Below are 23,215 nucleotides of genomic sequence, written 5' to 3'. Positions count from 1 at the left end.
GGACTCAGGTCCTGCCCTTTTTTATCGTTCCTGCCAGTAGATCACTCTGTCGTGGCCCCGATAGACGCCGAATGTCGCGGTTGCTTGCGGATTTTCCTCAACACCGTCGCCGTCGAAGTCAGACTGCCAATATAGAGGCACGGGATATTCAACCTGAACATTACCGGTGTTACCTTCTCCCGGCGCAGTGAGACGGATCGGCGCTCCAGCGGCAGGCCGACCGCTATTGATTGTCCCTGAATTGGCATCCACGGAGGTGTTCGGAGGTATGTCCGTTATCACCGCATCAGCGGTATTGTAAGCCCAGCAAATTTCATCACTGTGCAGCTCAAAATCAGTCCCGTTCCAGATCTGGACTTCAAACGGCATCGCCAGATCGAGGGTTTCAGGGCCATAAGCGTTCTCTAAAACCATTCGACCATAACGAATTGAAGCGGTTGGGTAGGGCACGTGCGCCTCACAAAGAGGTTAGCCGTTGCCCCCCCACCGAACCGTACGTGCACATTTCTATGCATACGGCTCTCCAACAAGCTTTTTCCGGAAAGCGCGTAGGTCGGGTAGTGTCCCCTTGTGCAGATCACGGTGGCAGTCAAAGCATAGGACCAGGGTCTTTCTGCGTCTTGCCATCATGAGCCTTTTCCATGGCTCCGTACCCTTCGAGATGTCCTTCAGTTTGCGCACATGGTGCACTTCCAGACGACCCGAGGGTTGGGTGCAGTATTCACAGACACTAGCATTCAACCGGTCAAGCAGCTCCGTTCGCCCCGAGTATTTATAGGGGTTGGGGAGGATATCCACCTGACCTGGCCTAGGTGCAGCCCGGTTTTTCAGCTTAAACACCGTTGTTTCGAAGACTTTATCCCCTCGCCACTCCTTGAGAACAAAGGAGCCGTCCCCTCTTTTGAGTTGACTGGCGATTTTGGCCCTGCTCGTCTTGTGCTTTGCAGCAAGCGTTTTGAAGAGACTGTTCTGCCATATCCACTCTACCTTATTCAGGTAGAATTGCGGCGCGAGGTTGTAGTAGTTCGCAAAGCCTCTCAGCTCTGCGTTGTACTGACCAACAATCTCGGTGTCGCTATGGAATAGGAGCGCCTTCTTGGCCAACGCCTTTCCTGAGTCATAGAGACCGTAGCCCTTAAGCTCCACGAACTTCTGCGCTTTTTCCCGAGGAACCCCAAGATGTACGTGCTCGGTAATGGTACGTTTAGTTCCATGCACCTTGCTTCCATCAGCCTTATGACTGACCACGCACTTTACCCTCTTGCTTTCGCGCCGACAGACGACGGAATAGCCTAGAAAGGTAAATCCTTGTTTTGGGTCCACGATGCCAGATTTCTCTTGCGAGATTTCCAGCCTCAACTCCGTTTCCACGAAGCGGGTGACGTCTGCCATGATTGCTTTCGCTTCCTGCTTAGTGCCAATGACACCAATCAAAAAGTCGTCCGCATATCTGACATACCTCAGACGCTTGAAGCCGGGGTCGTCCATCAGCACACTGCTCATGTTGCCGAGTCTTTCCCCCCATTCCTGAATCTCACGCCGCCATATAGCAGCCTTTTCTTCAGTTATGTCGCTTCGCTCTTTGAGCCATTTTATCCGATTACTCCGATTGCACAGAAGTTTTCGGTATTCAGGGTTGGGTCTTCTCCGGCTGCCCATGCTGAACTCCTTGACCTTACTCACCATGAACTCATCGAGTTCGTGCAGGTAAATGTTGGCCAGAATTGGAGAGATAATCCCTCCTTGAGGTGTCCCGCTGTGCGTGCCGTAGTATCGCCAGTCTTCCATGTATCCGGCCTTCAGAAATCTCCGAACCAGGTTCAGAAACTTTCGGTCATCAACACGTTTGCTCATAAAATGCAGCAAGCGATCATGGTCGATATTGTCGAAGTACCCTTTGATGTCTACGTCACAGACCCATTTGGTTCCCTTCCAGCTATCCCTTATCTCATTGAGGGCGGTATGACATGATCGGTTTGGCCGAAAGCCAAAGCTCCAATCTGAGAAGACCGGTTCATAGATCTCCTCCAACAACATCCGCATTACTTCTTGGATGAGTTTGTCATCACCATTTGGCACCCCCAGAGGTCTGGTTTTGCCTTTTGGGTTCCTCGGGTCTTTCGGTATCTCCACTCTGCGGCAAGGACTTGGTTTGTAAACTCCGGTCTGGATCAAGTAGATCAGATGAGTCACCCGGTCTTCCCCGAATCCATCCAGCGTGTTTCCATTTACCCCTCGGGTCAAAGCCCCTTTATTGGCGTAAATGTTCGCATACGCTTGAGTCCACAAGTCCCTGTTGCTACACATGATCTTGTGCAGCTTCCTTACCTTGGCTCCACTTTTACTCGCTTTGCCTATACCACCTAGCGCATTGAGTGTTCTTTGAGATAGCACTGACTATCGAACCTCGCTCTATTGGCATGTTCTTGTCTGACTCCCTTCCCCCTTACGGTTGGACTTTCATTACTATTGCTAGAAACTTATATCCAGCTTTCAGGTCAGGTTGGTTACTGACTGCTAGACCCGTTACAGGTCAACATTGGGTACTACGAAGTCTCCGTTGCCGTGCAGGCCCATAGTTGAGACCTGTTTAGGCAATCCCGCATTTCTAGGTAGTCAAGGTGCGTCCCACTTAGGTTCCACTTACGTCCCCTTAACACTCTCACCGAGCGCGTGTCACGTGGTTGGTTAGCCGGGTGTTCTAATCATCTCCCCGACTACACGTGAAGTGACCTCTCAAGAGTCATAGGTCACTGATATCCCGAAACCCACAAAGGACTATGGTTCAACCAATCAGGCTTAACCGTATGGGACTTGCAATGACGGGCGCAAGTTAGACTCTTTCACCGCCACCCGCCTTTTCCTGACATGCTGCACTCCCCTCCCTCTTTCGAGGTTCAAGCCCATTACTGGGCGAGGATAAGTCAGGTTTGCAATAGGCCTACCAACAGCCTATACTTGTAGCACGAATGCCGTAAGTGCCTGATTTACCTAGCAAAACGGCGCACTCAGAACGGGATGTCATCATCAAAGTCGTCAACCGGTTCGGGCATGCTGCCCTGCGAAGGCTGGTTGCTGTAGCCACCGGATTGCGGTGGCGGATTGTTCTGCTGTCCAGCCGGCGCGTTGTAGCCGGACTGCTGAGGCCGTCCTGCCGGCGCACCCTGGCTCATTCCGCCTTCGCCGCCACGGCTGTCCAGCATCTGCATCTGGCCATTGATATCCACCACAACCTCGGTGGTATAGACATCCTGCCCTTCCTTGTTCTGCCATTTGCGGGTCTGAAGCTTGCCCTCAATATAAACCTTTGAGCCCTTTCGCAGGTACTGTCCCGCAACTTCGGCGATCTTGCCGAACATGACAACCCGGTGCCATTCGGTTTTCGGCACCAGCTGACCGGTCTGACGATCCTTGTAGCTTTCGTCTGTTGCAAGGTTCAGGTTTACTACGGCATTGCCGTTGGGGGTGTAGCGGGTATCCGGGTCCTGCCCCAGATTACCGATTAGGATTACCTTGTTTACGCCTCGTGCCATGTTCTGCTCCTGACTCTGTTTTCAGGGACGCCCGCGTTCCGTGCGAGCCTCCGGATTTCAAGAATGGTTAGCCTGCCGGACAAAGGAAAAGTCCGCAAGTAACGCTTCATCAAATTGCTGACGATCCACCTTAAGATAGGCGGTGGCAGCGTCTTCCACAATCACCACATCCTGAACGCCCGGAAGGCGGCGGAGATTGTCATCGATGTCGTCGTACTGGTCGTTCATTACCTGCTGCAACTGTACCACGAAACTTGTGGTGTGACCGGGCGCGGGCATGGTGAGCGCTATCAGCAGCCAGAGGCCCAGCACTACCACCATGAACCAGAGCACGCCCTGCAGCCCGGCTACCTCCAGGAGGTAGCCGCCGAATGCGCCCCCCAGAAACGCACCCATGAACTGGGAGGTGGAGTAAACCCCCATCGCCGTGCCTTTGCTTGCAGCCGGCGCCTCCTTGCTGATCAATGACGGCAGGCTGGCCTCGAGCAGGTTGAAGGCCATGAAGAAGAAAAACAGCACAGCCCAGGCCGCAACCAGGCTGCTGGAAACACCGGTAAACCCGGCAGTGGCCAATGTCAGCAAGGCAATCGCCCCGCAAAGCACCGGTTTCATCCTGCGCTTTTTCTCGCCAATGATGATGAACGGCACCATGGCGAAGAAAGACGTGACCATCACGCTCAGGTAAAACCACCAGTGTGAACTGCTGGCAAGGCCAAACCGCTCCTGAAGCATGGAGGGAAACACCAGAAACAGGGCGGTCAGCACCAGATGCAGTGCGAAGATACCGAAATCCAACCGGAGAAGACGACCGTCTGAAAGCACGCGCCCCAGCATCTCCCGGGCAGGATGCGTGTCGGGGCTGGTCTTGTGCTGATGGGGCGTCGGAACCACGCGGTTGACGATCACCAGCGCCACCACGGCCAGTGCTGCCGTGGCGTAGAAGATCCCGGACAGTCCCCACCAGGCTCCGAGAAGGGGCCCAAGAACCAGCGATACCGAAAACGACAGGCCGATGGTGATCCCCACCGTTGCCATGGCCTTGGTCCGCTCTTCCTCGCGAGTCAGGTCACTGAGCAGCGCCATCAGCACACTGGCGATCGCACCGGCGCCTTGAAGAATCCGACCGGCAATTACAACGTATATGGAGTCCGTGGCTCCGGCCAGCAAACTGCCTGCGGCAAAAAGTACCAGCCCGATATAGATCATGCGCTTTCGGCCAACCCGATCAGACAGCATGCCGAAGGGAATCTGCAACAGGGCCTGACTGAGTCCATAGGCGCCTATAGCGAGACCCAGCAGTGCGGGCGTTGCATCCTTGAGATCTTCGCCCAGCAACATGAATACCGGCAGCACCATGAACAGTCCGAGCATGCGCATGGCGTAAACAGACGCCAGGGCGAATACGGAGCGTTTTTCCAGCGCATTCATGGCAATTACGTACCTCAGCCGGGGTTGAAAGCGGTCAGATTGAGGGCAGATACCCATCGCAGGCGGCGCATTGTAACAGAAGGGGCGCTGACGGGGGGACAACCCGCGTGATGCTGGCCCCGGTATCATTTTCGCCGCAGCGGGCCCAACGCGGTATAATTTTCGTTTTTATCCGAGCGAGGTGTTATGGACCATATCCAGATCAAAGGGGCACGAACCCACAACCTGAAGAACATCGACCTGGATATGCCAAGGGACAAACTGATCGTGATTACCGGCCTCTCCGGTTCCGGTAAATCGTCCCTTGCGTTCGATACGCTCTATGCTGAAGGGCAGCGACGTTATGTGGAGTCGCTGTCTACCTATGCCCGCCAGTTTCTCTCGATGATGGAGAAGCCGGATGTGGACCATATCGAAGGGCTGTCGCCAGCGATATCCATTGAGCAGAAGTCCACTTCCCACAACCCTCGCTCCACCGTTGGCACCATCACAGAAATCTACGATTACCTGCGCCTGCTCTTCGCCCGCGCCGGGGAGCCCCGGTGCCCCGACCACGGCCAACCCCTGGAAGCGCAGACCATCAGCCAGATGGTGGACCAGGTGGTGGCCATGCCAGATGACAGCAAACTGATGATCTTGGCACCGGTAATACGGGATCGGAAAGGCGAACATCTTCAAGTTATCGAAACCATGCGCAGCCAGGGCTTTATCCGCCTGCGCGTGGACGGCACGGTTTATGACATCGACGATGTGCCGGCGCTGGACAAAAAACGCAAACATCAGATTGATGTGGTCGTCGATCGGTTCAAGGTCAAGCCAGGCCTGGAGCAACGGCTTGCCGAGAGTTTCGAAACCGCCCTTGACCTGGCTGACGGGATTGCCCTTGTGGCGCCCATGAGTGGTGAGGGGGAAGAACAGACCTTCTCCGCCCGTTATGCCTGCACCCAGTGCGGCTATGCCCTGAGCGAGCTCGAGCCGAAACTGTTTTCCTTTAACAACCCGGCGGGTGCCTGCCCTACCTGCGACGGACTGGGTGTTAAACAGTTCTTTGATCCCGAAAAAATTGTCCAGCACCCGGAAGCCACTTTGGCATCCGGCGCCATCAAGGGCTGGGATCGCCGGGCCGTCTACTACTTCCAGATGCTGGGCAGCGTGGCAGATCACTACGGCATCGATCTGGAAACACCCTGGGCGGATCTCCCCGAGGATTTTCGCAACGTGCTGCTGTTCGGCTCGGGCGATGAGGATATCCCATTCCGTTATGTGAATTCCCGTGGCCATATCATGGAGAAGGCACATCCATTCGAGGGCATTCTGCCTAACCTTGAACGGCGCTACCGCGAGACCGACTCACAGAGCATGCGGGAAGAGCTCGCCCGCAATCTGAGCACCCAGCCGTGCAAAGAATGCGGCGGCTCACGACTGCGCCGCAGCGCCCGCCACGTCTTTATCGAAGAGCACAATATTTCCGATGTCACCCATCTCCCGGTGGGTGACGCACATGATTACTTCGAAACCCTCGCGCTACCGGGTCGAAAAGGTGAGATAGCCGAAAAAATTCTGAAGGAAGTGCGGCAGCGCCTTCAGTTCCTGGTGAACGTCGGGCTGGAATACCTCACGCTTGAACGAAGTGCCGATACCCTCTCCGGGGGTGAAGCGCAGCGTATTCGCCTGGCAAGCCAGATCGGCGCCGGGCTGGTAGGCGTCATGTACATTCTTGACGAACCCTCCATCGGCTTGCATCAACGGGACAATGACCGGCTTTTGGCCACCCTCACCCATCTCCGGGATCTGGGCAACACCGTGATTGTTGTCGAACACGATGAGGATGCGATCCGCGCTGCAGATCATGTCATTGATATCGGACCGGGCGCTGGCGTTCATGGCGGCAAGGTTATCGGCCAGGGCACACCGCAACAGATCATCAACAACCCCGATTCACTTACCGGGCAATACCTCAACGGCACCCGGGAAATCGCCATCCCGAAACAGCGCAACAAAGGCAGCGGAAAAGCACTGACCCTGTCAGGTGCTACTGGCAACAACCTGAAAGACGTTACGCTCGATTTACCTCTGGGTATCATGACCTGCGTCACCGGTGTATCCGGGTCTGGCAAGTCCACGTTGATCAACAGCACCCTTTATCCGGTAGCTGCCGCCAAACTCAACAAGGCCACCAGCCTCAACCATGCCCCCTACCAGTCGCTCAAAGGACTGGACCACCTGGACAAGGTCATCGACATTGACCAGAGCCCCATCGGCCGCACCCCCCGCTCGAATCCCGCCACCTACACCGGCCTGTTCACTCCCATCCGTGAACTCTTTGCCGGAACACAGGAGGCACGTTCCCGGGGTTACAAACCTGGCCGATTCTCTTTCAACGTCAAAGGTGGTCGATGCGAGGCATGCCAGGGCGACGGCGTGATCAAGGTAGAGATGCATTTCCTGCCGGATGTCTACGTGCCCTGCGACGTCTGCAAGGGCAAGCGCTACAACCGGGAAACCCTGGAAGTGCGCTACAAGGGCAAGAACATCAACGAAGTGCTGGAGATGACTGTTGAGGAAGGCCGGGAGTTCTTCGACGCCGTGCCTTTCCTGGCCCGCAAACTACAGACATTGATGGATGTCGGCCTCTCCTACATCCGACTGGGGCAAAGCGCAGTGACGCTCTCGGGCGGCGAAGCCCAGCGGGTAAAGCTGGCCAAAGAATTGTCCAAACGGGATACTGGCAAAACCCTCTACATCCTGGACGAGCCCACAACCGGCCTGCACTTCTACGACATTCAGCAGCTGTTGAATGTACTGGAGCGCCTACGTGATCACGGTAATACCATCGTCGTGATCGAGCACAACTTGGATGTCATCAAAACCGCAGACTGGATTATCGATCTGGGCCCGGAAGGCGGCTCTGGCGGCGGCCAGATCATTGCCGAGGGAACGCCGGAGGAGGTCGCCGAGAACCCCGCTTCTCACACAGGCCGCTATCTGAAGCCAATGTTGGCGAAGTCATTGGCGGGCAACGAATAGCTCTGTCGGCGAGGGGGTGGAGGTTTATTTTCTGCCGGAAAAAGATGTCTGAGCGCAGCGAGTTATTTTTCCAAAGAAAATAAACCTCCACCCCCTTGCCAGCCCCCTTACTTCCAGGCTACGAGTTATCTACAAACGAGGCACAAAAAAACCGGGAACCTCGCGGAACCCGGTTTTTTTGTGGTTGGCCAAAGCCGAGGGAATTAATCCTCGTCTTCGTCCACCTCTTCAGCTTCGATATCCAGAGGACGACCGACCAGCTCAACGAATGCCATAGGGGCATTGTCGCCAGCACGGAAGCCGCACTTCAGGATACGAAGGTATCCACCCGGACGCTCGTTGTAGCGAGGACCAAGCTCGTCAAACAGCTTGGCAACCGCTGCATCGTCACGCAGGCGTGAGAACGCCAGACGACGATTCGCGACCGAATCATTCTTGGAAAGCGTGATCAAAGGCTCAGCTACCCGACGAAGCTCTTTGGCTTTCGGCAGCGTTGTTTTGATCAGCTCGTGTTCAACCAGTGACGCAGTCATGTTACGGAACATGGCCTTGCGATGCGCACTGGTCCTGCTGAACTTACGACCACTCTTACGATGACGCATTGCTCTGATTCCTTACCTTAAACTAATCGGCGATTAACCGCCCAGAACCCGGTCGTCGCCACGAAGGCTAGCCGGCGGCCAGTTATCAAGACGCATGCCCAGTGACAGACCACGGGACGCCAGAACGTCCTTGATCTCGGTCAGCGACTTTTTACCAAGGTTAGGCGTCTTCAACAGCTCAACTTCTGTGCGCTGGATAAGATCGCCGATGTAGTAAATGTTCTCAGCCTTCAAGCAGTTAGCTGAACGCACTGTCAATTCCAGATCATCAACCGGACGCAGCAGGATCGGATCAATTTCTTCCTCCTCCTCAACGCGCTCGGGCTCTTTCTCATGATCGAAATCGACAAACACCGCCAGTTGCTGCTGGAGGATGGTGGCCGCCCGGCGAATTGCTTCTTCCGGGTCGATGGTGCCATTGGTCTCCAGGTCGATAACCAGCTTATCCAGATCGGTCCGCTGCTCTACCCGTGCACTTTCCACGGCGTAAGCCACACGACGAACCGGGCTGAATGTTGCATCCAGCTGCAGGCGTCCGATGGCGCGAGTTTCGTCCTCGTCAAGACCGCGCTGGTCCGCCGGCTCATAGCCGCGACCGCGTGCAACACGGAGGCGCATGTTCACTTCACCATTCTCGCTAAGGTGACAGATCACGTGCTCCGGGTTGGCAATCTCGACGTCATGATCCAGCTTGATATCACCGGCTGTCACAACGCCCGGGCCTTTCTTGCTGAGCGTAAGCTCGGCATCGTCCCGACCGTTCATTTTTACGGCAACGCCTTTGAGATTCAGAAGAATCTCAATGACGTCTTCCTGGACACCCTCAATGGCGCTGTACTCGTGCAGGACACCGTCAATCTGCGCTTCAGTCACGGCGCAGCCCGGCATCGAAGACAAGAGAATCCGGCGCAGTGCACTGCCCAAGGTATGGCCAAAGCCCCTTTCCAGAGGCTCAAGCGTAACCTTGGCACGTGTGGCGCTTGATTCCTTCACGTCAATGGTACGAGGTGTCAATAACTCATGTACTGAACGCTGCATAGACGCCCCTATCTGCTATCGTTGCTAACTGGGCTTTACTTGGAGTAAAGCTCGACGATGAGGTTCTCGTTGATGTCGGCCGGCAGTTCAGTACGCTCGGGTACTGACTTGTAAACGCCGGACATCTTGTTGGCGTCGACCTCTACCCAGCTCACCGGTGCACGGCTTGCAGACAGATCCAGTGCGCCTTTCACACGCAGCTGGTTCTTCGCCTTTTCACGCACGCTCACAACATCACCCGGCCGGACCTGGTAGGACGGAATATTAACCGTCTTGTCGTTGACCAGGATCGCCTTGTGAGAGACGAGCTGACGGGCTTCTGCACGGGTAGAACCAAAGCCCATGCGGTATACAACGTTATCGAGACGACCTTCCAGCAGTTGCAGCAGGTTTTCACCAGTTGCACCTTTGCCTCGGGCGGCCTCTTTGTAATAGTTGCGGAACTGCTTCTCGAGAACGCCGTAGATACGACGAACTTTCTGTTTCTCACGAAGCTGTACGCCGTACTCGGACAGACGACCGCGACGCGCGCCGTGCATACCCGGCGGAGTCTCGATGTTGCACTTGGAATCGAGCGCGCGAACACCGCTCTTCAGAAAAAGATCTGTCCCTTCACGACGAGACAGCTTGCACTTCGGGCCTATATAACGAGCCATAATTCACTGTCTCCTGTGTTAGACGCGGCGCTTCTTGGGCGGACGACAGCCGTTGTGGGGAATCGGCGTCACATCTGTGATGTTGGTGATCTTGTAGCCACACGCATTCAGCGCGCGAACTGCAGACTCACGTCCGGGCCCAGGACCCTTAACCTCTACGTCCAGGTTTTTAAGGCCGTATTCAGCAGCCGCATTACCGGCTCTTTCAGCTGCTACCTGCGCAGCAAAAGGTGTACTCTTGCGTGACCCACGGAAACCGGAACCACCAGAAGTGGCCCAGGACAGGACGTTGCCCTGACGGTCAGAAATGGTCACGATAGTGTTGTTGAAGGACGCGTGAATGTGCGCGACGCCATCAACAACCGTCTTTTTCACCTTTTTACGGGTACGTGTACCTGGCTTTGCCATGTTTGCCTACCTGTTACTTACGAATAGGTTTGCGTGGACCTTTACGGGTGCGTGCGTTGGTCTTGGTGCGCTGGCCACGGACCGGAAGGCCATGACGATGACGCAGACCACGGTGGCATCCGAGATCCTTCAAACGCTTGATGTTCATCTGTACTTCACGACGCAGATCGCCTTCGACAGACACCTTGCCCACTTCAGTACGAAGTGCTTCAAGCTGCTCGTCGCTAAGGTCTTTGACCTTGACGTCCGGCTTGACGCCGGTTGCATCGCAAAGCTTCTGGGCTGTGGTCTTGCCAACACCAAAGATGTAGGTCAGCGAGACAACAGCATGTTTGTGATCGGGTATATTGACACCGGCTATACGTGCCATCCAAATTACTCCGCGTTCAAAGCTTTGCTGTGTGAATTTTCCGCCACAAAAAGGGCGCGAAATAATAGCGCCTGACCCCGCATGTAGTCAAGCGCCATCATTCCGAAACCCTACAATGTCAGGAACGATTCCTCTCGGAATCAACCCTGGCGTTGCTTGTGACGAGGCTCCGAGCAAATGACTCGTACCGAGCCATTGCGACGAATTACTTTGCAGTTACGGCAAATTTTCTTTACCGAAGCGCGTACTTTCATTGTCGACTCCAGTTTTCAAGGGGAACGGGATTAACCGTTCCGACCATAGCCCTTGAGATTGGACTTCTTCATCAGCGATTCATACTGATGGGACATCAGGTGCGACTGAACCTGCGCCATGAAATCCATCACCACGACTACAACAATCAGCAGAGAGGTACCACCCAGATAGAACGGTACATTCCCGGCCACCATCAGGAACTGAGGGAACAGGGAAACTGCTGCAATGTACATTGCACCGAACAGCGTCAGACGGGTCAGAACACCATCGATATACTTGGCAGTCTGATCACCAGGACGAATGCCCGGAATAAACGCTCCAGAGCGCTTGAGGTTATCCGCAACTTCCTTCGGGTTGTACATCAGGGCTGTATAGAAGAAGCAGAAGAAAACCACTGCTGCTGCAAACAGGATAATGTACAACGGCTGGCTCGGCGCCAGGGCCTGGGATACATCGCTCAGCCATTCCATACCCTCACCCTGACCAAACCACTGCCCCAGCGAAGCCGGGAAGAGCAGAATGGAAGACGCAAAGATGGGCGGAATAACACCGGCCATATTTACCTTCAGGGGAAGGTGACTGGACTGCTGGGCGAACACCCGGCGACCCTGTTGCCGCTTGGCGTAATTGATTGTCAGCCTGCGCTGCCCGCGCTCCATGAAGACCACGAAGCCGATAACAGCAACCGCAAGAACACCAATACCGAGTACGACAAGCAGGCTCATCTCACCATTTCGGGCCTGCTCGAGCGTCTGACCGATCGCACCGGGAAGCCCGGCGACGATACCGGCGAAGATCAGCAGGGAGATGCCGTTACCAACACCCCGCTCGGTGATCTGCTCGCCAAGCCACATCATGAACACGGCACCACTCACGAATGACACAACCGCCACAAAGTGGAAGCTGAAGCTGTCATTGAAAGTGACACCCTGAGATGCCAGACCGACAGAAATACCGAAACCCTGAACCAGGGCCAGGATAACCGTACCATACCGTGTGTACTGGCTGATCTTTCGACGGCCAGCCTCACCTTCTTTCTTCAGCTGCTCAAGCTGCGGACTAACCGCAGTCATGAGCTGCATGATGATAGAGGCCGAAATGTACGGCATGATACCGAGAGCGAAGATACTCATGCGCTCAAGCGCACCACCGGAAAACATGTTGAACATGCTCAGGATTGTGCCCTGGTTCTGTTCAAACAGTGCCGCCAGACGGTCGGGGTTGATACCCGGCACCGGAATGTGGGCACCAATCCGGTACACCAGCAATGCCAGGAAGACAAACCAGAGCCGCGATCGCAGCTCTGCCAGTCCTTTACCCGCGCCCGCAGGCAATGATGCGTTCTTGGCCATTTAGTCCTCGACTCGCCTTAGTCTTCGACTTTACCACCCGCGGCAGAAATTGCCTCGCGCGCGCCTTTGGTTACCCGAAGTCCCTTCACAGTTACCGCGCGGCTCAGTTCGCCGGACATGATAACCTTGGCTTCGCGAATCTCTCCGCGAATAATGTCTGCCTTTTTCAGGGCTTCCAGATCCACCACATCGCCTTCAACCTTCGCCAACTCGTTCAGGCGAATTTCAGCAACGTAGCGCTGCTGACGGGAGGTGAAGCCAAACTTCGGCAGACGACGGGCCAACGGCTGCTGACCACCCTCGAAACCGGGCGCTACACTGCCGCCGGAGCGGGCTTTCAGACCCTTGTGACCACGACCGCCGGTTTTACCGAGACCGCTACCGATACCACGACCGACCCGCTTGGGGGCCTGGCGTGAACCGGGTTCCGGACTAAGTTCGTTCAGACGCATCTTAGTTCTCCTCAACCCGAACCAGGTAATCAACCCGGTTGATCATGCCGCGGATGGAAGGGGTATCTTCCACTTCCACGGTGTGACCGATTTTACGAAGACCCAGGCCCTTCACACACAACTTGTGCTTGGGCTGGCAGCCGATGGGGCTGCGGGTCAGAGTTACTTTGATCGTTTTTGCGTTCGCCATGACTTCAACCCAGAATCTCTTCCACGGTCTTACCGCGCTTGGCTGCAATATCTTCAGGCGCTTGAGTTGCCTGGAGACCCTTGATGGTGGAACGTACCACGTTCACCGGGTTGGTAGACCCGTAACACTTGGACAGTACGTTCTGAACACCCGCCACTTCCAGTACTGCGCGCATCGCACCGCCGGCGATGATACCAGTACCTTCGGACGCAGGCTGCATGTAGACCTTGGAGCCGCCATGCTGAGCCTTGACCGGGTATTGCAGGGTAGTACCGTCAAGCGGAACTTCTACCATGTTCTTGCGTGCAGCTTCCATGGCCTTCTGGATGGCAACCGGCACTTCACGCGCCTTGCCACGACCGAAACCAACGCGACCTTTACCATCACCCACTACAGTCAGTGCGGTGAAGGCGAAAATACGGCCACCTTTAACAACCTTGGCGACACGATTGACCTGAACCAGCTTTTCCTGGAGCTCAGGCGCCTTCTGTTCGTTAACGCTCATCTTCTCCACCTCTTAGAATTGCAAGCCAGCTTCACGGGCTGCGTCGGCCAGAGCCTGAATACGGCCGTGATAACGGTAACCGGAGCGGTCAAAAGCAACCTGCTCTACACCTGCTGCCTTGGCACGCTCAGCGATCAGCTGACCGACCTTTTTGGCAGCGTCCACGTTACCGGTTGCACCCTGGCGCAGTTCCTTATCCAACGTGGAGGCAGAAGCCAGCACCTTGCTGCCGTCTGCAGTTGTGACCTGGGCGTACATGTGACGCGGTGTGCGGTGAACGCACAGACGATTGGTACCCAGTTCACGGATCTTCATGCGCACTTTGCGTGCGCGACGCAATCTTTCAGTATTCGCGCTCATAGTCCCGCCTTATTTCTTCTTGGCTTCTTTGCGTCTGACCTGCTCATCCGCATAACGAACACCCTTGCCCTTATAAGGCTCGGGCGGACGGAACGCGCGGACTTCCGCAGCGACCTGGCCAACCTGTTGCTTGTCGATACCGCGAATTACAACTTCCGTATTGGACGGAGTTTCTGCGGTAATCCCCTCGGGCAGCTCATACTCGACCGGGTGTGAGAAACCCAGAGTCAGATTGAGCTTCTTACCTTGCGCCTGGGCACGGTAACCTACGCCCGTCAGCTGGAGTTTACGTTCCCAGCCTGTGGAAACACCGGTCACCATGTTGTTGACCAGTGCACGAGTAGTACCAGCAAGAGCGCGGGACTTGGTAGCACCATCGCGGGCCGCAAAGCGCAGAACATTTTCTTCCTGCTTTACTTCAACCGCCTGGTGAATGGTGATTTGAAGCGCTCCCTTGGAGCCCTTCACACTAATTTCCTGTCCGTTCAGCTTAACCTCAACACCGGAAGGCAGCACGACAGGATTATTGGCAACCCTGGACATGTGTATCTCCTAGAATACGGTGCAGATGACTTCGCCACCCACGCCAGCAGCTCGTGCGGCGCGGTCTGTCATAACGCCCTTGGACGTTGAGACAATCGCGACTCCCAGACCACCGGATACTTTCGGCAGTTCCCCAGCGCCGTTGTACTGGCGCAGACTCGGACGGCTGACCCGCTTGATCTCTTCAATAACCGGCTTGCCACCGAAGTATTTCAGAGTAATCGTCAGCTCGGGCTTCGCGTCGGCTGAAACGGAGAAATCGTCGACGTAACCTTCGTCCTTGAGGACTTGGGCTACGGAGATCTTCATTTTTGAAGACGGCATCGTAACGTCTGCTTTCGATGCCATCTGTGCATTACGGATACGGGTAAACATATCCGCAAGCGTGTCTTGCATACTCATTGGTATGAGGCTCCTGATCTTTTTAGTTGTGCAGCGGCTTGCCGCACCGCTTACCAACAGGCACCCGACCGAGGTCAGGGTGCCTATCTTACCAGCTTGCCTTGGTCAGGCCCGGAACGTCACCGCGCATGCCGTATTCACGGAGTTTGATCCGTGACAGCTCAAACTTGCGCAGAACGCCGTGGGGACGACCAGTCACCTGGCAACGATTACGAAGACGCGAAGGAGAAGCATCGCGAGGAAGCTGCTGAAGCTTCATCTGTGCGTCCCAACGGTCATCATCGCTGGTATTCGGGTTCTTGATAATCGCCTTGAGCTCGGCACGCTTCGCTGCAAACTTCGCAACGGTCTTTTCGCGCTTGAGCTCACGGTTTTTCATGGAAACCTTAGCCATTACACTCGTTCCTTATTTCTTGAACGGAAAGCCAAAGGCTTTCAACAGTTCGCGACCTTCATCGTCGGTACCGGCAGTGGTGGTAATGGTGATATCCAGACCACGGATCTTGTCGACTTTGTCGTACTCGATCTCGGGGAAAATGATCTGCTCACGCACACCCATGCTGTAGTTACCGCGACCGTCGAACGATTTGGGATTCAGACCGCGGAAGTCACGAATGCGGGGAACCGCAATGTGAACCAGACGATCAAAGAAGTCCCACATACGCTCGCCGCGCAGGGTAACTTTACAACCGATAGGCCAACCTTCACGGATTTTGAAACCCGCGACGGATTTACGAGCCTTGGTAACAACCGCTTTCTGACCTGCCAGGCGCTCGAGATCCGCCACAGCATTCTCAATCAGCTTCTTGTCACCAACCGCTTCGCCGACACCCATGTTAAGGGTGATCTTTTCGATACGCGGCACCTGCATGATGTTCTTGTAGCTGAACTCTTTCTGCAGGGCGGGTACCACTTCCTTACTGTACTGCTCTTTCATGTTAAGCATCGTAACCACCACCGCTTACTGGTTATCGACAGCTTCATTCGTGGACTTGAAGATCCGCACTTTCGCGCCGTCTTCCTTGATCTGGAAGCCTACACGATCGGCTTTGCCGGTCTGCGGATTAAAAATAGCCACGTTGGAAGCCTGGATAGGTGCTTCTTTTTCGACGATGCCACCTGGGGAGCCCAGCATCGGGTTCGGCTTGGTGTGCTTCTTGATCATATTGATCCCAGAAACCACCATGCGGCCATCGTCCTGAACCTTCAGGACTTTACCACGTTTGCCTTTATCTTTCCCCGTGGTGACGATTACTTCGTAATCTCGTTTGATCTTTTTCATAACCGGCCTCTGGTCCTTTAAAGTACTTCGGGTGCCAGTGAGATAATCTTCATGAACTTTTCATTACGCAGTTCACGGGTAACCGGTCCGAAGATACGGGTACCAATCGGTGCGTCCTGATTGTTCAGAAGTACCGCCGCGTTTCCGTCGAAACGGATCAGCGAACCGTCGGGACGGCGAACACCCTTGCGGGTGCGTACCACGACAGCTTTCAGGACCTGGCCTTTCTTCACTTTACCGCGGGGGATGGCTTCCTTGACGGTCACCTTGATGATATCCCCTACGCTGGCATAACGCCGATGTGAACCGCCCAGGACCTTGATGCACATCACCTGACGCGCACCGCTGTTATCCGCGACTTCAAGCATTGTTTGAGTCTGAATCATGGTTGTTCTCCGGGCGAATTACACCTTGGATGCACGTTCAGTGACTTCCACCAGGGCCCAGCTCTTGGTCTTGGAGACCGGACGGGTTTCCTGAATGGTCACAGTGTCACCGATGTTGCACTGATTGCTCTCATCGTGAGCGTGGATCTTGGTTGAACGCTTCATGTACTTACCGTACAGCGGGTGTTTCACCTGACGCTCGACCAGCACCACGATGGACTTCTCCATCTTGTTGCTCACGACCTTGCCGCTCAGAGTTCTGGCAGTTTGGGTAGCTTCGGTCATGTCACTGTCCTGCCTTTTCGTTCAATACTGTTTTCACGCGAGCGATGTCGCGCTTCACCTTGCCGAGAAGGTGAGACTGATTCAGCTGACCTGTCGCCTTACGCATGCGCAGGTTGAACTGCTCCTTCAGGAGGTCGATCAGCTCTTTGTTCAGCTCCTCGACTGACTTTTCACGCAGCTCTGTTGCTTTCATCACATCACCGTCCTCGTTACAAAGGTGGTCTGTACCGGCAGTTTGGCCGCCGCAAGAGTGAATGCGTCACGAGCGATTTCCTCGGAAACACCTTCCATCTCGTAGAGCATACGGCCAGGCTGGATTTCAGCCACCCAATACTCGACAGAACCCTTACCTTTACCCATTCGAACTTCAAGCGGCTTACCGGTGATCGGCTTGTCCGGGAATACCCGAATCCAGATCTTACCGCCCCGCTTGATGCGACGAGTCATGGTACGACGCGCTGCCTCAATCTGGCGCGCAGTTATACGCCCACGGCTCGTAGCCTTCAATCCGTATTCACCGAAGCTCACCTTGTTGGCGCGGTGAGCAAGACCGGTGTTACGGCCTTTCATTACCTTGCGGAATTTGGTGCGTTTTGGTTGCAGCATAAGAGTGCCCCTTTACTTAGAACCTTTCTTCCCAGAGGCTTTCTTGTCAGCACGGACCTGCTCCATACCACCAAGAATCTCACCTTTGAAGATCCATACCTTGACGCCGATTACGCCGTAAGTGGTATGCGCTTCGTAGGTTGCGTAATCAATATCTGCACGCAGTGTGTGCAGCGGAACACGACCTTCGCGATACCACTCGGAACGCGCGATTTCAGCACCCCCGAGACGACCGCCAACCTGGATCTTGATACCCTTGGCACCCTGGCGCATGGCGTTCTGGACCGCACGCTTCATAGCGCGACGGAACATCACACGACGCTCCAGCTGGCCGGCAACGTTTTGCGCTACCAGGCGGGCATCGAGGTCCGGCTTGCGGACTTCTTCGATGTTGATGTGCACAGGCACACCCATCATGTCGCTGACTTCGCGACGCAGACGATCAACATCTTCACCCTTCTTACCGATAACAATACCGGGACGGGCAGTATGGATCGTGATACGGGCGTTCTGAGCAGGGCGCTCGATCACAATCTTGCTGACAGACGCCTTAACCAGACGCTTGTCGAGGAACTCGCGAACCTGAATATCATTCAGCAGGTTCTTGGAGTATTCCTTTTTGTCGGCATACCAGACTGAGTTGTGCTCTTTGATCACACCCAGGCGAATGCCGGTTGGATTTACTTTATGACCCATCTGAGCATCTCCTACTTGTCGGCGACCTTGACGGTGATATGGCAGGTGCGCTTGAAAATACGGTCAGCGCGCCCCTTGGCTCGAGCTTTGATTCGCTTGAGCGTCGGACCCTCATCCACCATCACGGTGGAAACCCGCAGTTCGTCAACGTCCAGACCTTCGTTATGCTCAGCGTTGGCGATGGCGGACTCAAGAGCTTTCTTGATCACGACCGCCGCCTTCTTCGGGCTGAAAGTCAGAATGTTCAGGGCATCCTCAACAGCCTTGCCACGTACTTGGTCAGCGACAAGACGTGCTTTCTGAGCTGAGAGGTTAGCGCCCTTATACTTGGCTGCTACTTCCATTTTGATTACCTCAGAATCAGCGTTTAGCTTTCTTGTCGGCCGCATGACCACGATAAGTACGCGTTGCCGCGAACTCACCCAGCTTATGTCCAACCATATCTTCGGTGACATAAACCGGCACGTGCTGCTTGCCGTTGTGGACTGCAATGGTCAGGCCTACCATCTCCGGAAAGACTGTCGACCGGCGGGACCAGGTTTTGATCGGCCGCTTGTCGTTAGCTTCCAGAGCTGCCTCGACCTTCTTCAACAGATGCAGGTCTATAAAAGGACCTTTCTTCAAAGAACGTGGCACAGCAATTACCTCTATGTAGTCGTTTACTTGGCCGAACGACGACGTACTATCATTTTGTCAGTACGCTTGTTCTTACGAGTCTTATGCCCTTTGGTCGGAACACCCCACGGAGTAACCGGGTGACGCCCGCCAGAGGTACGCCCTTCACCACCACCATGTGGGTGGTCAACTGGGTTCATAGCAACACCACGTACTGTTGGCCGTTTGCCGCGCCAACGTGATGCACCCGCTTTACCAAGCTGCTTGAGGCTGTGTTCGCTGTTGGACACTTCACCCAACGTTGCGCGACAGTCAACAAGCACCTTACGCATTTCACCTGAGCGCAGGCGGATGGTGGCATAAGCACCTTCCCGGGCAACCAGCTGTACGGATGCGCCCGCAGAGCGAGCCAGCTGTGCACCTTTGCCAGGCTTGAGTTCGACGCAGTGGATCACAGAACCGACCGGAATATTCCGGAGCGGCAGCGTGCTACCCACCTTGATTGGCGCGTCGATACCGGAGCGCACAGGATCACCGATCTGCATACCCTTGGGAGCGATGATGTAACGACGCTCGCCATCGGCATACTTCAACAGTGCAATGTGCGCAGAGCGGTTCGGATCATATTCCAGGCGCTCAATAGTCGCCGGGATACCATCTTTGGTCCGCTTGAAATCGATGACACGGTAGTGCTTCTTGTGGCCACCACCCGTGTGACGGGTTGTGATGCGGCCTACATTGTTACGACCACCCGTCTTGTTCTTTCTTTCTACCAACGGCTCGTAGGGGCGCCCAGTGTGCAGATCCGGGTTGTAAAGCTTTACAACGTGACGGCGTCCGGCAGATGTTGGTTTGGTTTTGACGATCGGCATATTACGACCCCTTTACCTTATTCCACATCCAGAAAATCGATGTCCTGACCTTCTGCCAGCTTTACGTAAGCCTTACGAATGTCATTACGCTTGCCGAACCCGCGGATAGTGCGCTTGAGCTTACCCTTACGGTTCAGAACCTGAACACCTTCTACGGTGACGTTGAACAGCTGCTCAACGGCTTTTTTGATCTCGGGCTTGGTGGCATCAGGTGCTACACGAAACACTACCTGACCACGCTCTGCTGCCAGAGACGCTTTTTCCGATACGTGCGGCCCAAGCAGGACCTTGTAAATACGTTCCTGATTCATCCCAGCATCTCCTCGATCTTCTTCAGAGCGGGAACGGTCACAACGACCTTCTCGAAGGCAACCAGGCTAACCGGATCCAGACCGGCAATATCACGCACGTCAACGTGCGGAATGTTGCGTGAGGCCAGATGCAGGTTCTGTTCGACGTTGTCGGACAGAATCAGCGCATTGGTCACACCGATATCCTTCAGCTTGGCGTTGAATGCCTTGGTCTTCGGGCTGTCAACGTTCATGTCGTCAACAACAACCAGACGCTCTTGGCGAACCAGCTCGGAAAAAATGGAGCGCATCGCTGCGCGGTACATTTTGCGGTTTACCTTCTGCTCAAAGCCGCGAGGCTTGGCTGCAAAGGTAACGCCACCGGAGCGCCAGATCGGACTACGGATAGTACCGGCACGGGCACGACCGGTGCCCTTCTGGCGCCATGGCTTCTTACCGCCACCGCTTACTTCGGAACGCGTTTTCTGAGCCTTGGTACCCTGGCGGGCGCCTGCCATGTAGGCAGTCACTACCTGGTGAACCAGCGACTCGTTAAAATCTTTGGCGAATGCAGCGTCGGAAACAGAAATTCCCTTGCCGCTACCTGTAATAGTCAATTCCATCGCACCGCTCCTCAGGCTTTAACTGCAGGCTTGATGACAACATCGCCGCCAGTTGCGCCGGGAACGGCACCACTTACCAGCAGCAGGTTGCGCTCGGCGTCGACACGGACAATTTTCAGGTTCTGCACAGTTACCTGAGCATTACCCATCTGGCCCGCCATCTTTTTGCCCTTGAATACCTTGCCCGGAGTCTGGTTCTGACCAATGGAACCCGGAGCACGGTGAGACAGAGAGTTACCGTGAGTGGCATCCTGCATGGAGAAGTTCCAGCGCTTAACACCGCCCTGGAAGCCCTTACCCTTGGACTGGCCGATGGCATCTACCACCTGACCGTCTTCGAATACAGAAGCCGTAATCTCGCCACCGGCGGCCAGATCCTCACCTTCGCCATCGGCAAGACGGAATTCCCACATACCACGACCGGCTTCAACACCCGCCTTGGCAAAGTGGCCCGCTTCGCTCTTGGTAACACGAGAGGAACGACGAGTACCGACAGTCACCTGAACGGCGCGGTAGCCATCGCTTTCAAGAGTTTTCAGTTGGGTAATGCGGTTGGGCTCAACCTCAATTACCGTTACGGGCAGCGCCTGCCCATCTTCCGTAAAAATACGGGTCATACCGGCCTTACGACCGACAACACCAATTGCCATGTTTCACCTCTTAAGTGTACGGGGCTCTCACCCTCTATGGCCTTATGACAGTTACACAGACTAATACCGGGCGGTATTAGCCGAGGCTGATCTGAACGTCTACACCTGCTGCCAGGTCCAGTTTCATCAGAGCATCTACTGTCTTTTCCGTCGGCTCAACGATGTCGAGCAAACGCTTATGCGTACGAATTTCATACTGATCGCGCGCGTCCTTGTTGACGTGCGGAGAGATCAATACGGTGTACTTTTCCTTCCGCGTCGGCAGAGGGATAGGGCCACGCACCTGAGCGCCGGTCCGCTTGGCGGTATCGACGATCTCCTGCGTGGACTGGTCGATCAGGCGATAATCAAACGCCTTCAACCGGATTCGAATTTTTTGGCTTTGCATGATGCACCAAACTCCACTCGTAGCAGCTACTAGTTAGCCGACCTTCAAAAAAAGGAGCCGCATTGTATGCATAATACCCAACCCTGTCAACAGCAATACTGGTTGACCGGGTCAGGCTGGCTTTGCGGCTGAAACAGAAAAAGGGGCTGAAGAATCAGCCCCTTTTTTCCTGATCAAACGAGCAGATTACTCGATGATCTTGGAGACTACGCCGGCACCAACGGTACGGCCGCCTTCACGAATCGCGAAGCGCAGGCCATCTTCCATGGCGATCGGAGCAATCAGGGTAACACTCATCTTGACGTTGTCACCCGGCATAACCATTTCCACACCTTCCGGCAGTTCGCAAGAACCGGTTACATCGGTGGTACGGAAGTAGAACTGCGGACGATAGCCCTTGAAGAACGGAGTATGACGGCCGCCTTCTTCTTTGGACAGTACGTACACTTCGCACTCGAACTTGGTGTGCGGAGTGATGGAACCCGGAACCGCCAGAACCTGACCACGCTCAACGTCGTCACGCTTGGTGCCACGCAGAAGCGCACCAATGTTCTCACCGGCACGACCTTCGTCCAGCAGCTTGCGGAACATCTCAACACCAGTACAAGTGGTCTTCACGGTATCCTTGATACCAACGATTTCCACTTCGTCACCAGTCTTGATAACGCCACGCTCAACACGGCCGGTCACAACAGTACCACGACCAGAGATAGAGAAGACGTCCTCGATCGGCATCAGGAACGGCTGATCGATCGCACGCTCCGGCTCGGGGATGTAGTCATCCAGAGCTTCTACCAGCTTCTTAACAGCGGTAGTACCCATCTCGTTGTCGTCTTTGCCTTCCAGCGCCATCAGCGCAGAACCGGTGATGATCGGAGTGTCGTCACCCGGGAAGTCGTACTGGCTCAGCAGGTCACGAACTTCCATCTCAACCAGCTCGAGCAGCTCTTCATCGTCTACCATGTCCGCTTTGTTCAGGAACACAACGATGAAAGGTACGCCAACCTGACGGGACAGCAGGATGTGCTCACGGGTCTGCGGCATGGGGCCGTCAGCTGCGGAGCAAACCAGGATCGCGCCGTCCATCTGCGCTGCACCAGTGATCATGTTCTTCACATAGTCAGCGTGGCCCGGGCAGTCTACGTGAGCGTAGTGGCGATTCGGGGAATCGTACTCAACGTGGGAAGTCGCAATGGTAATACCACGCGCCTTCTCTTCCGGTGCGTTATCGATCTGGTCGAAGGCACTCGCAGAGCCTGTACCCCAAACTTCGTGACATACACGGGTCAGGGCAGCAGTCAAAGTGGTTTTACCATGGTCAACGTGACCAATGGTGCCTACGTTCAAGTGCGGCTTATTACGCTCAAATTTAGATTTAGACACGGTTACACCTCTTCCTGT

At 55.1% G+C, this 23,215-nt stretch carries 34 protein-coding genes; 1 reads left to right on the top strand and 33 read right to left on the bottom strand.

Going from position 1 to position 23,215, the window contains the following annotated elements:
• Nucleotides 1–21: 21 nt before the first annotated feature.
• The 4 genes from ACP86_RS13235 to ACP86_RS13220 form a co-directional block, all read right to left on the bottom strand.
• Nucleotides 22–450: a DUF6701 domain-containing protein gene (locus ACP86_RS13235; protein ID WP_139216055.1), complete on the bottom strand. Its 429-nt coding sequence runs from the start codon at nucleotides 448–450 to the stop codon at nucleotides 22–24.
• A gap of 57 nt (nucleotides 451–507) precedes the next feature.
• On the bottom strand, nucleotides 508–2,193 hold the full coding sequence (locus ACP86_RS13230; RefSeq protein ID WP_200905067.1) for a reverse transcriptase domain-containing protein: 1,686 nt from the start codon (nucleotides 2,191–2,193) through the stop codon (nucleotides 508–510).
• A gap of 815 nt (nucleotides 2,194–3,008) precedes the next feature.
• Nucleotides 3,009–3,533: a single-stranded DNA-binding protein gene (ssb, locus tag ACP86_RS13225; RefSeq protein ID WP_008174919.1), complete on the bottom strand. Its 525-nt coding sequence runs from the start codon at nucleotides 3,531–3,533 to the stop codon at nucleotides 3,009–3,011.
• 57 nt (nucleotides 3,534–3,590) lie between these two features.
• Complete coding sequence (locus ACP86_RS13220; protein WP_053114306.1) at nucleotides 3,591–4,961, bottom strand: MFS transporter; 1,371 nt, start codon at nucleotides 4,959–4,961, stop codon at nucleotides 3,591–3,593.
• A gap of 186 nt (nucleotides 4,962–5,147) precedes the next feature.
• On the opposite strand from ACP86_RS13220, the gene uvrA reads away from it, so the two are divergent.
• Nucleotides 5,148–7,988 (top strand): excinuclease ABC subunit UvrA, encoded by a 2,841-nt coding sequence (uvrA, locus tag ACP86_RS13215; protein ID WP_053114303.1) that lies wholly within the window; start codon nucleotides 5,148–5,150, stop codon nucleotides 7,986–7,988.
• A 203-nt stretch (nucleotides 7,989–8,191) separates the two neighbouring features.
• On the opposite strand, the gene rplQ is transcribed toward uvrA, so the two are convergent.
• The 29 genes from rplQ to tuf all read right to left on the bottom strand — a co-directional run bounded on the left by rplQ (nucleotide 8,192) and on the right by tuf (nucleotide 23,197).
• The gene (gene rplQ, locus ACP86_RS13210) at nucleotides 8,192–8,590 is read right to left on the bottom strand and encodes a 50S ribosomal protein L17 (RefSeq protein ID WP_008174913.1); all 399 of its coding nucleotides are present in this window, start codon (nucleotides 8,588–8,590) and stop codon (nucleotides 8,192–8,194) included.
• A gap of 33 nt (nucleotides 8,591–8,623) precedes the next feature.
• Nucleotides 8,624–9,628 (bottom strand): DNA-directed RNA polymerase subunit alpha, encoded by a 1,005-nt coding sequence (locus ACP86_RS13205; RefSeq protein ID WP_008174911.1) that lies wholly within the window; start codon nucleotides 9,626–9,628, stop codon nucleotides 8,624–8,626.
• A gap of 35 nt (nucleotides 9,629–9,663) precedes the next feature.
• Nucleotides 9,664–10,284, bottom strand: a complete 621-nt coding sequence (gene rpsD / locus ACP86_RS13200) for a 30S ribosomal protein S4 (RefSeq protein ID WP_053114301.1) — start codon at nucleotides 10,282–10,284, stop codon at nucleotides 9,664–9,666.
• 18 nt (nucleotides 10,285–10,302) lie between these two features.
• Nucleotides 10,303–10,692 (bottom strand): 30S ribosomal protein S11, encoded by a 390-nt coding sequence (rpsK, locus tag ACP86_RS13195; RefSeq protein WP_007153992.1) that lies wholly within the window; start codon nucleotides 10,690–10,692, stop codon nucleotides 10,303–10,305.
• A 13-nt stretch (nucleotides 10,693–10,705) separates the two neighbouring features.
• Nucleotides 10,706–11,062, bottom strand: a complete 357-nt coding sequence (rpsM, locus tag ACP86_RS13190; RefSeq protein ID WP_014575963.1) for a 30S ribosomal protein S13 — start codon at nucleotides 11,060–11,062, stop codon at nucleotides 10,706–10,708.
• A 140-nt stretch (nucleotides 11,063–11,202) separates the two neighbouring features.
• Nucleotides 11,203–11,316: a 50S ribosomal protein L36 gene (gene rpmJ, locus ACP86_RS22140; RefSeq protein WP_008174902.1), complete on the bottom strand. Its 114-nt coding sequence runs from the start codon at nucleotides 11,314–11,316 to the stop codon at nucleotides 11,203–11,205.
• Between the two features lie 30 nt (nucleotides 11,317–11,346).
• The gene (gene secY / locus ACP86_RS13185) at nucleotides 11,347–12,669 is read right to left on the bottom strand and encodes a preprotein translocase subunit SecY (RefSeq protein WP_008174899.1); all 1,323 of its coding nucleotides are present in this window, start codon (nucleotides 12,667–12,669) and stop codon (nucleotides 11,347–11,349) included.
• A gap of 17 nt (nucleotides 12,670–12,686) precedes the next feature.
• Nucleotides 12,687–13,121 carry a 50S ribosomal protein L15 gene (gene rplO / locus ACP86_RS13180; RefSeq protein ID WP_014575962.1) on the bottom strand — a complete coding sequence of 145 codons (435 nt, stop codon included), beginning with the start codon at nucleotides 13,119–13,121 and terminating at the stop codon, nucleotides 12,687–12,689.
• Nucleotide 13,122: 1 nt separating this feature from the next.
• Entirely contained in the window at nucleotides 13,123–13,311 is a 189-nt protein-coding gene (rpmD, locus tag ACP86_RS13175) for a 50S ribosomal protein L30 (protein WP_012139786.1), read from the bottom strand.
• Nucleotides 13,312–13,315: 4 nt separating this feature from the next.
• Nucleotides 13,316–13,816 (bottom strand): 30S ribosomal protein S5, encoded by a 501-nt coding sequence (gene rpsE, locus ACP86_RS13170; RefSeq protein ID WP_008174892.1) that lies wholly within the window; start codon nucleotides 13,814–13,816, stop codon nucleotides 13,316–13,318.
• A 12-nt stretch (nucleotides 13,817–13,828) separates the two neighbouring features.
• Nucleotides 13,829–14,176, bottom strand: coding sequence for a 50S ribosomal protein L18 (gene rplR, locus ACP86_RS13165; RefSeq protein ID WP_041644927.1), 348 nt, complete (start codon nucleotides 14,174–14,176; stop codon nucleotides 13,829–13,831).
• Nucleotides 14,177–14,185: 9 nt separating this feature from the next.
• The gene (gene rplF, locus ACP86_RS13160; protein WP_008174888.1) at nucleotides 14,186–14,719 is read right to left on the bottom strand and encodes a 50S ribosomal protein L6; all 534 of its coding nucleotides are present in this window, start codon (nucleotides 14,717–14,719) and stop codon (nucleotides 14,186–14,188) included.
• Nucleotides 14,720–14,728: 9 nt separating this feature from the next.
• Nucleotides 14,729–15,121, bottom strand: a complete 393-nt coding sequence (rpsH, locus tag ACP86_RS13155) for a 30S ribosomal protein S8 (protein ID WP_008174886.1) — start codon at nucleotides 15,119–15,121, stop codon at nucleotides 14,729–14,731.
• A gap of 88 nt (nucleotides 15,122–15,209) precedes the next feature.
• The gene (gene rpsN, locus ACP86_RS13150; protein WP_008174884.1) at nucleotides 15,210–15,515 is read right to left on the bottom strand and encodes a 30S ribosomal protein S14; all 306 of its coding nucleotides are present in this window, start codon (nucleotides 15,513–15,515) and stop codon (nucleotides 15,210–15,212) included.
• A gap of 12 nt (nucleotides 15,516–15,527) precedes the next feature.
• On the bottom strand, nucleotides 15,528–16,067 hold the full coding sequence (gene rplE / locus ACP86_RS13145) for a 50S ribosomal protein L5 (RefSeq protein ID WP_008174883.1): 540 nt from the start codon (nucleotides 16,065–16,067) through the stop codon (nucleotides 15,528–15,530).
• 15 nt (nucleotides 16,068–16,082) lie between these two features.
• Nucleotides 16,083–16,403, bottom strand: a complete 321-nt coding sequence (gene rplX / locus ACP86_RS13140) for a 50S ribosomal protein L24 (protein WP_053114299.1) — start codon at nucleotides 16,401–16,403, stop codon at nucleotides 16,083–16,085.
• A 17-nt stretch (nucleotides 16,404–16,420) separates the two neighbouring features.
• A complete protein-coding gene (rplN, locus tag ACP86_RS13135) occupies nucleotides 16,421–16,789 on the bottom strand; it encodes a 50S ribosomal protein L14 (RefSeq protein ID WP_007154005.1) in 369 nt (122 codons plus the stop codon).
• Between the two features lie 18 nt (nucleotides 16,790–16,807).
• The gene (gene rpsQ / locus ACP86_RS13130; RefSeq protein ID WP_008174879.1) at nucleotides 16,808–17,074 is read right to left on the bottom strand and encodes a 30S ribosomal protein S17; all 267 of its coding nucleotides are present in this window, start codon (nucleotides 17,072–17,074) and stop codon (nucleotides 16,808–16,810) included.
• 1 nt (nucleotide 17,075) lies between these two features.
• Nucleotides 17,076–17,267 carry a 50S ribosomal protein L29 gene (gene rpmC, locus ACP86_RS13125; RefSeq protein WP_008174877.1) on the bottom strand — a complete coding sequence of 64 codons (192 nt, stop codon included), beginning with the start codon at nucleotides 17,265–17,267 and terminating at the stop codon, nucleotides 17,076–17,078.
• The gene (gene rplP, locus ACP86_RS13120) at nucleotides 17,267–17,680 is read right to left on the bottom strand and encodes a 50S ribosomal protein L16 (protein ID WP_008174875.1); all 414 of its coding nucleotides are present in this window, start codon (nucleotides 17,678–17,680) and stop codon (nucleotides 17,267–17,269) included. The genes rpmC and rplP overlap by 1 nt, the downstream gene beginning before the upstream one ends.
• Before the next feature lie 12 nt (nucleotides 17,681–17,692).
• On the bottom strand, nucleotides 17,693–18,376 hold the full coding sequence (gene rpsC / locus ACP86_RS13115; RefSeq protein WP_008174872.1) for a 30S ribosomal protein S3: 684 nt from the start codon (nucleotides 18,374–18,376) through the stop codon (nucleotides 17,693–17,695).
• 11 nt (nucleotides 18,377–18,387) lie between these two features.
• Nucleotides 18,388–18,720 carry a 50S ribosomal protein L22 gene (rplV, locus tag ACP86_RS13110; protein WP_008174870.1) on the bottom strand — a complete coding sequence of 111 codons (333 nt, stop codon included), beginning with the start codon at nucleotides 18,718–18,720 and terminating at the stop codon, nucleotides 18,388–18,390.
• A 16-nt stretch (nucleotides 18,721–18,736) separates the two neighbouring features.
• A complete protein-coding gene (rpsS, locus tag ACP86_RS13105; protein ID WP_007154011.1) occupies nucleotides 18,737–19,012 on the bottom strand; it encodes a 30S ribosomal protein S19 in 276 nt (91 codons plus the stop codon).
• A gap of 23 nt (nucleotides 19,013–19,035) precedes the next feature.
• Nucleotides 19,036–19,863 carry a 50S ribosomal protein L2 gene (gene rplB / locus ACP86_RS13100; protein WP_008174864.1) on the bottom strand — a complete coding sequence of 276 codons (828 nt, stop codon included), beginning with the start codon at nucleotides 19,861–19,863 and terminating at the stop codon, nucleotides 19,036–19,038.
• Nucleotides 19,864–19,880: 17 nt separating this feature from the next.
• Nucleotides 19,881–20,174, bottom strand: a complete 294-nt coding sequence (rplW, locus tag ACP86_RS13095) for a 50S ribosomal protein L23 (RefSeq protein WP_008174862.1) — start codon at nucleotides 20,172–20,174, stop codon at nucleotides 19,881–19,883.
• On the bottom strand, nucleotides 20,171–20,776 hold the full coding sequence (gene rplD / locus ACP86_RS13090; RefSeq protein WP_008174860.1) for a 50S ribosomal protein L4: 606 nt from the start codon (nucleotides 20,774–20,776) through the stop codon (nucleotides 20,171–20,173). Before rplD ends, rplW begins: the two co-directional genes overlap by 4 nt.
• A gap of 11 nt (nucleotides 20,777–20,787) precedes the next feature.
• Nucleotides 20,788–21,426 carry a 50S ribosomal protein L3 gene (gene rplC / locus ACP86_RS13085; RefSeq protein WP_008174858.1) on the bottom strand — a complete coding sequence of 213 codons (639 nt, stop codon included), beginning with the start codon at nucleotides 21,424–21,426 and terminating at the stop codon, nucleotides 20,788–20,790.
• A 76-nt stretch (nucleotides 21,427–21,502) separates the two neighbouring features.
• Nucleotides 21,503–21,814: a 30S ribosomal protein S10 gene (gene rpsJ / locus ACP86_RS13080; RefSeq protein ID WP_004580743.1), complete on the bottom strand. Its 312-nt coding sequence runs from the start codon at nucleotides 21,812–21,814 to the stop codon at nucleotides 21,503–21,505.
• Between the two features lie 186 nt (nucleotides 21,815–22,000).
• Complete coding sequence (gene tuf / locus ACP86_RS13075; protein WP_008174851.1) at nucleotides 22,001–23,197, bottom strand: elongation factor Tu; 1,197 nt, start codon at nucleotides 23,195–23,197, stop codon at nucleotides 22,001–22,003.
• Nucleotides 23,198–23,215: the final 18 nt, after the last annotated feature.

The sequence above is a fragment of the Marinobacter sp. CP1 genome, assembly GCF_001266795.1.
GTDB lineage: Bacteria > Pseudomonadota > Gammaproteobacteria > Pseudomonadales > Oleiphilaceae > Marinobacter > Marinobacter flavimaris.
The sequence above is the reverse complement of the archived record's forward strand: the minus strand, read 5'-3'. Positions and strand labels throughout refer to the sequence as shown.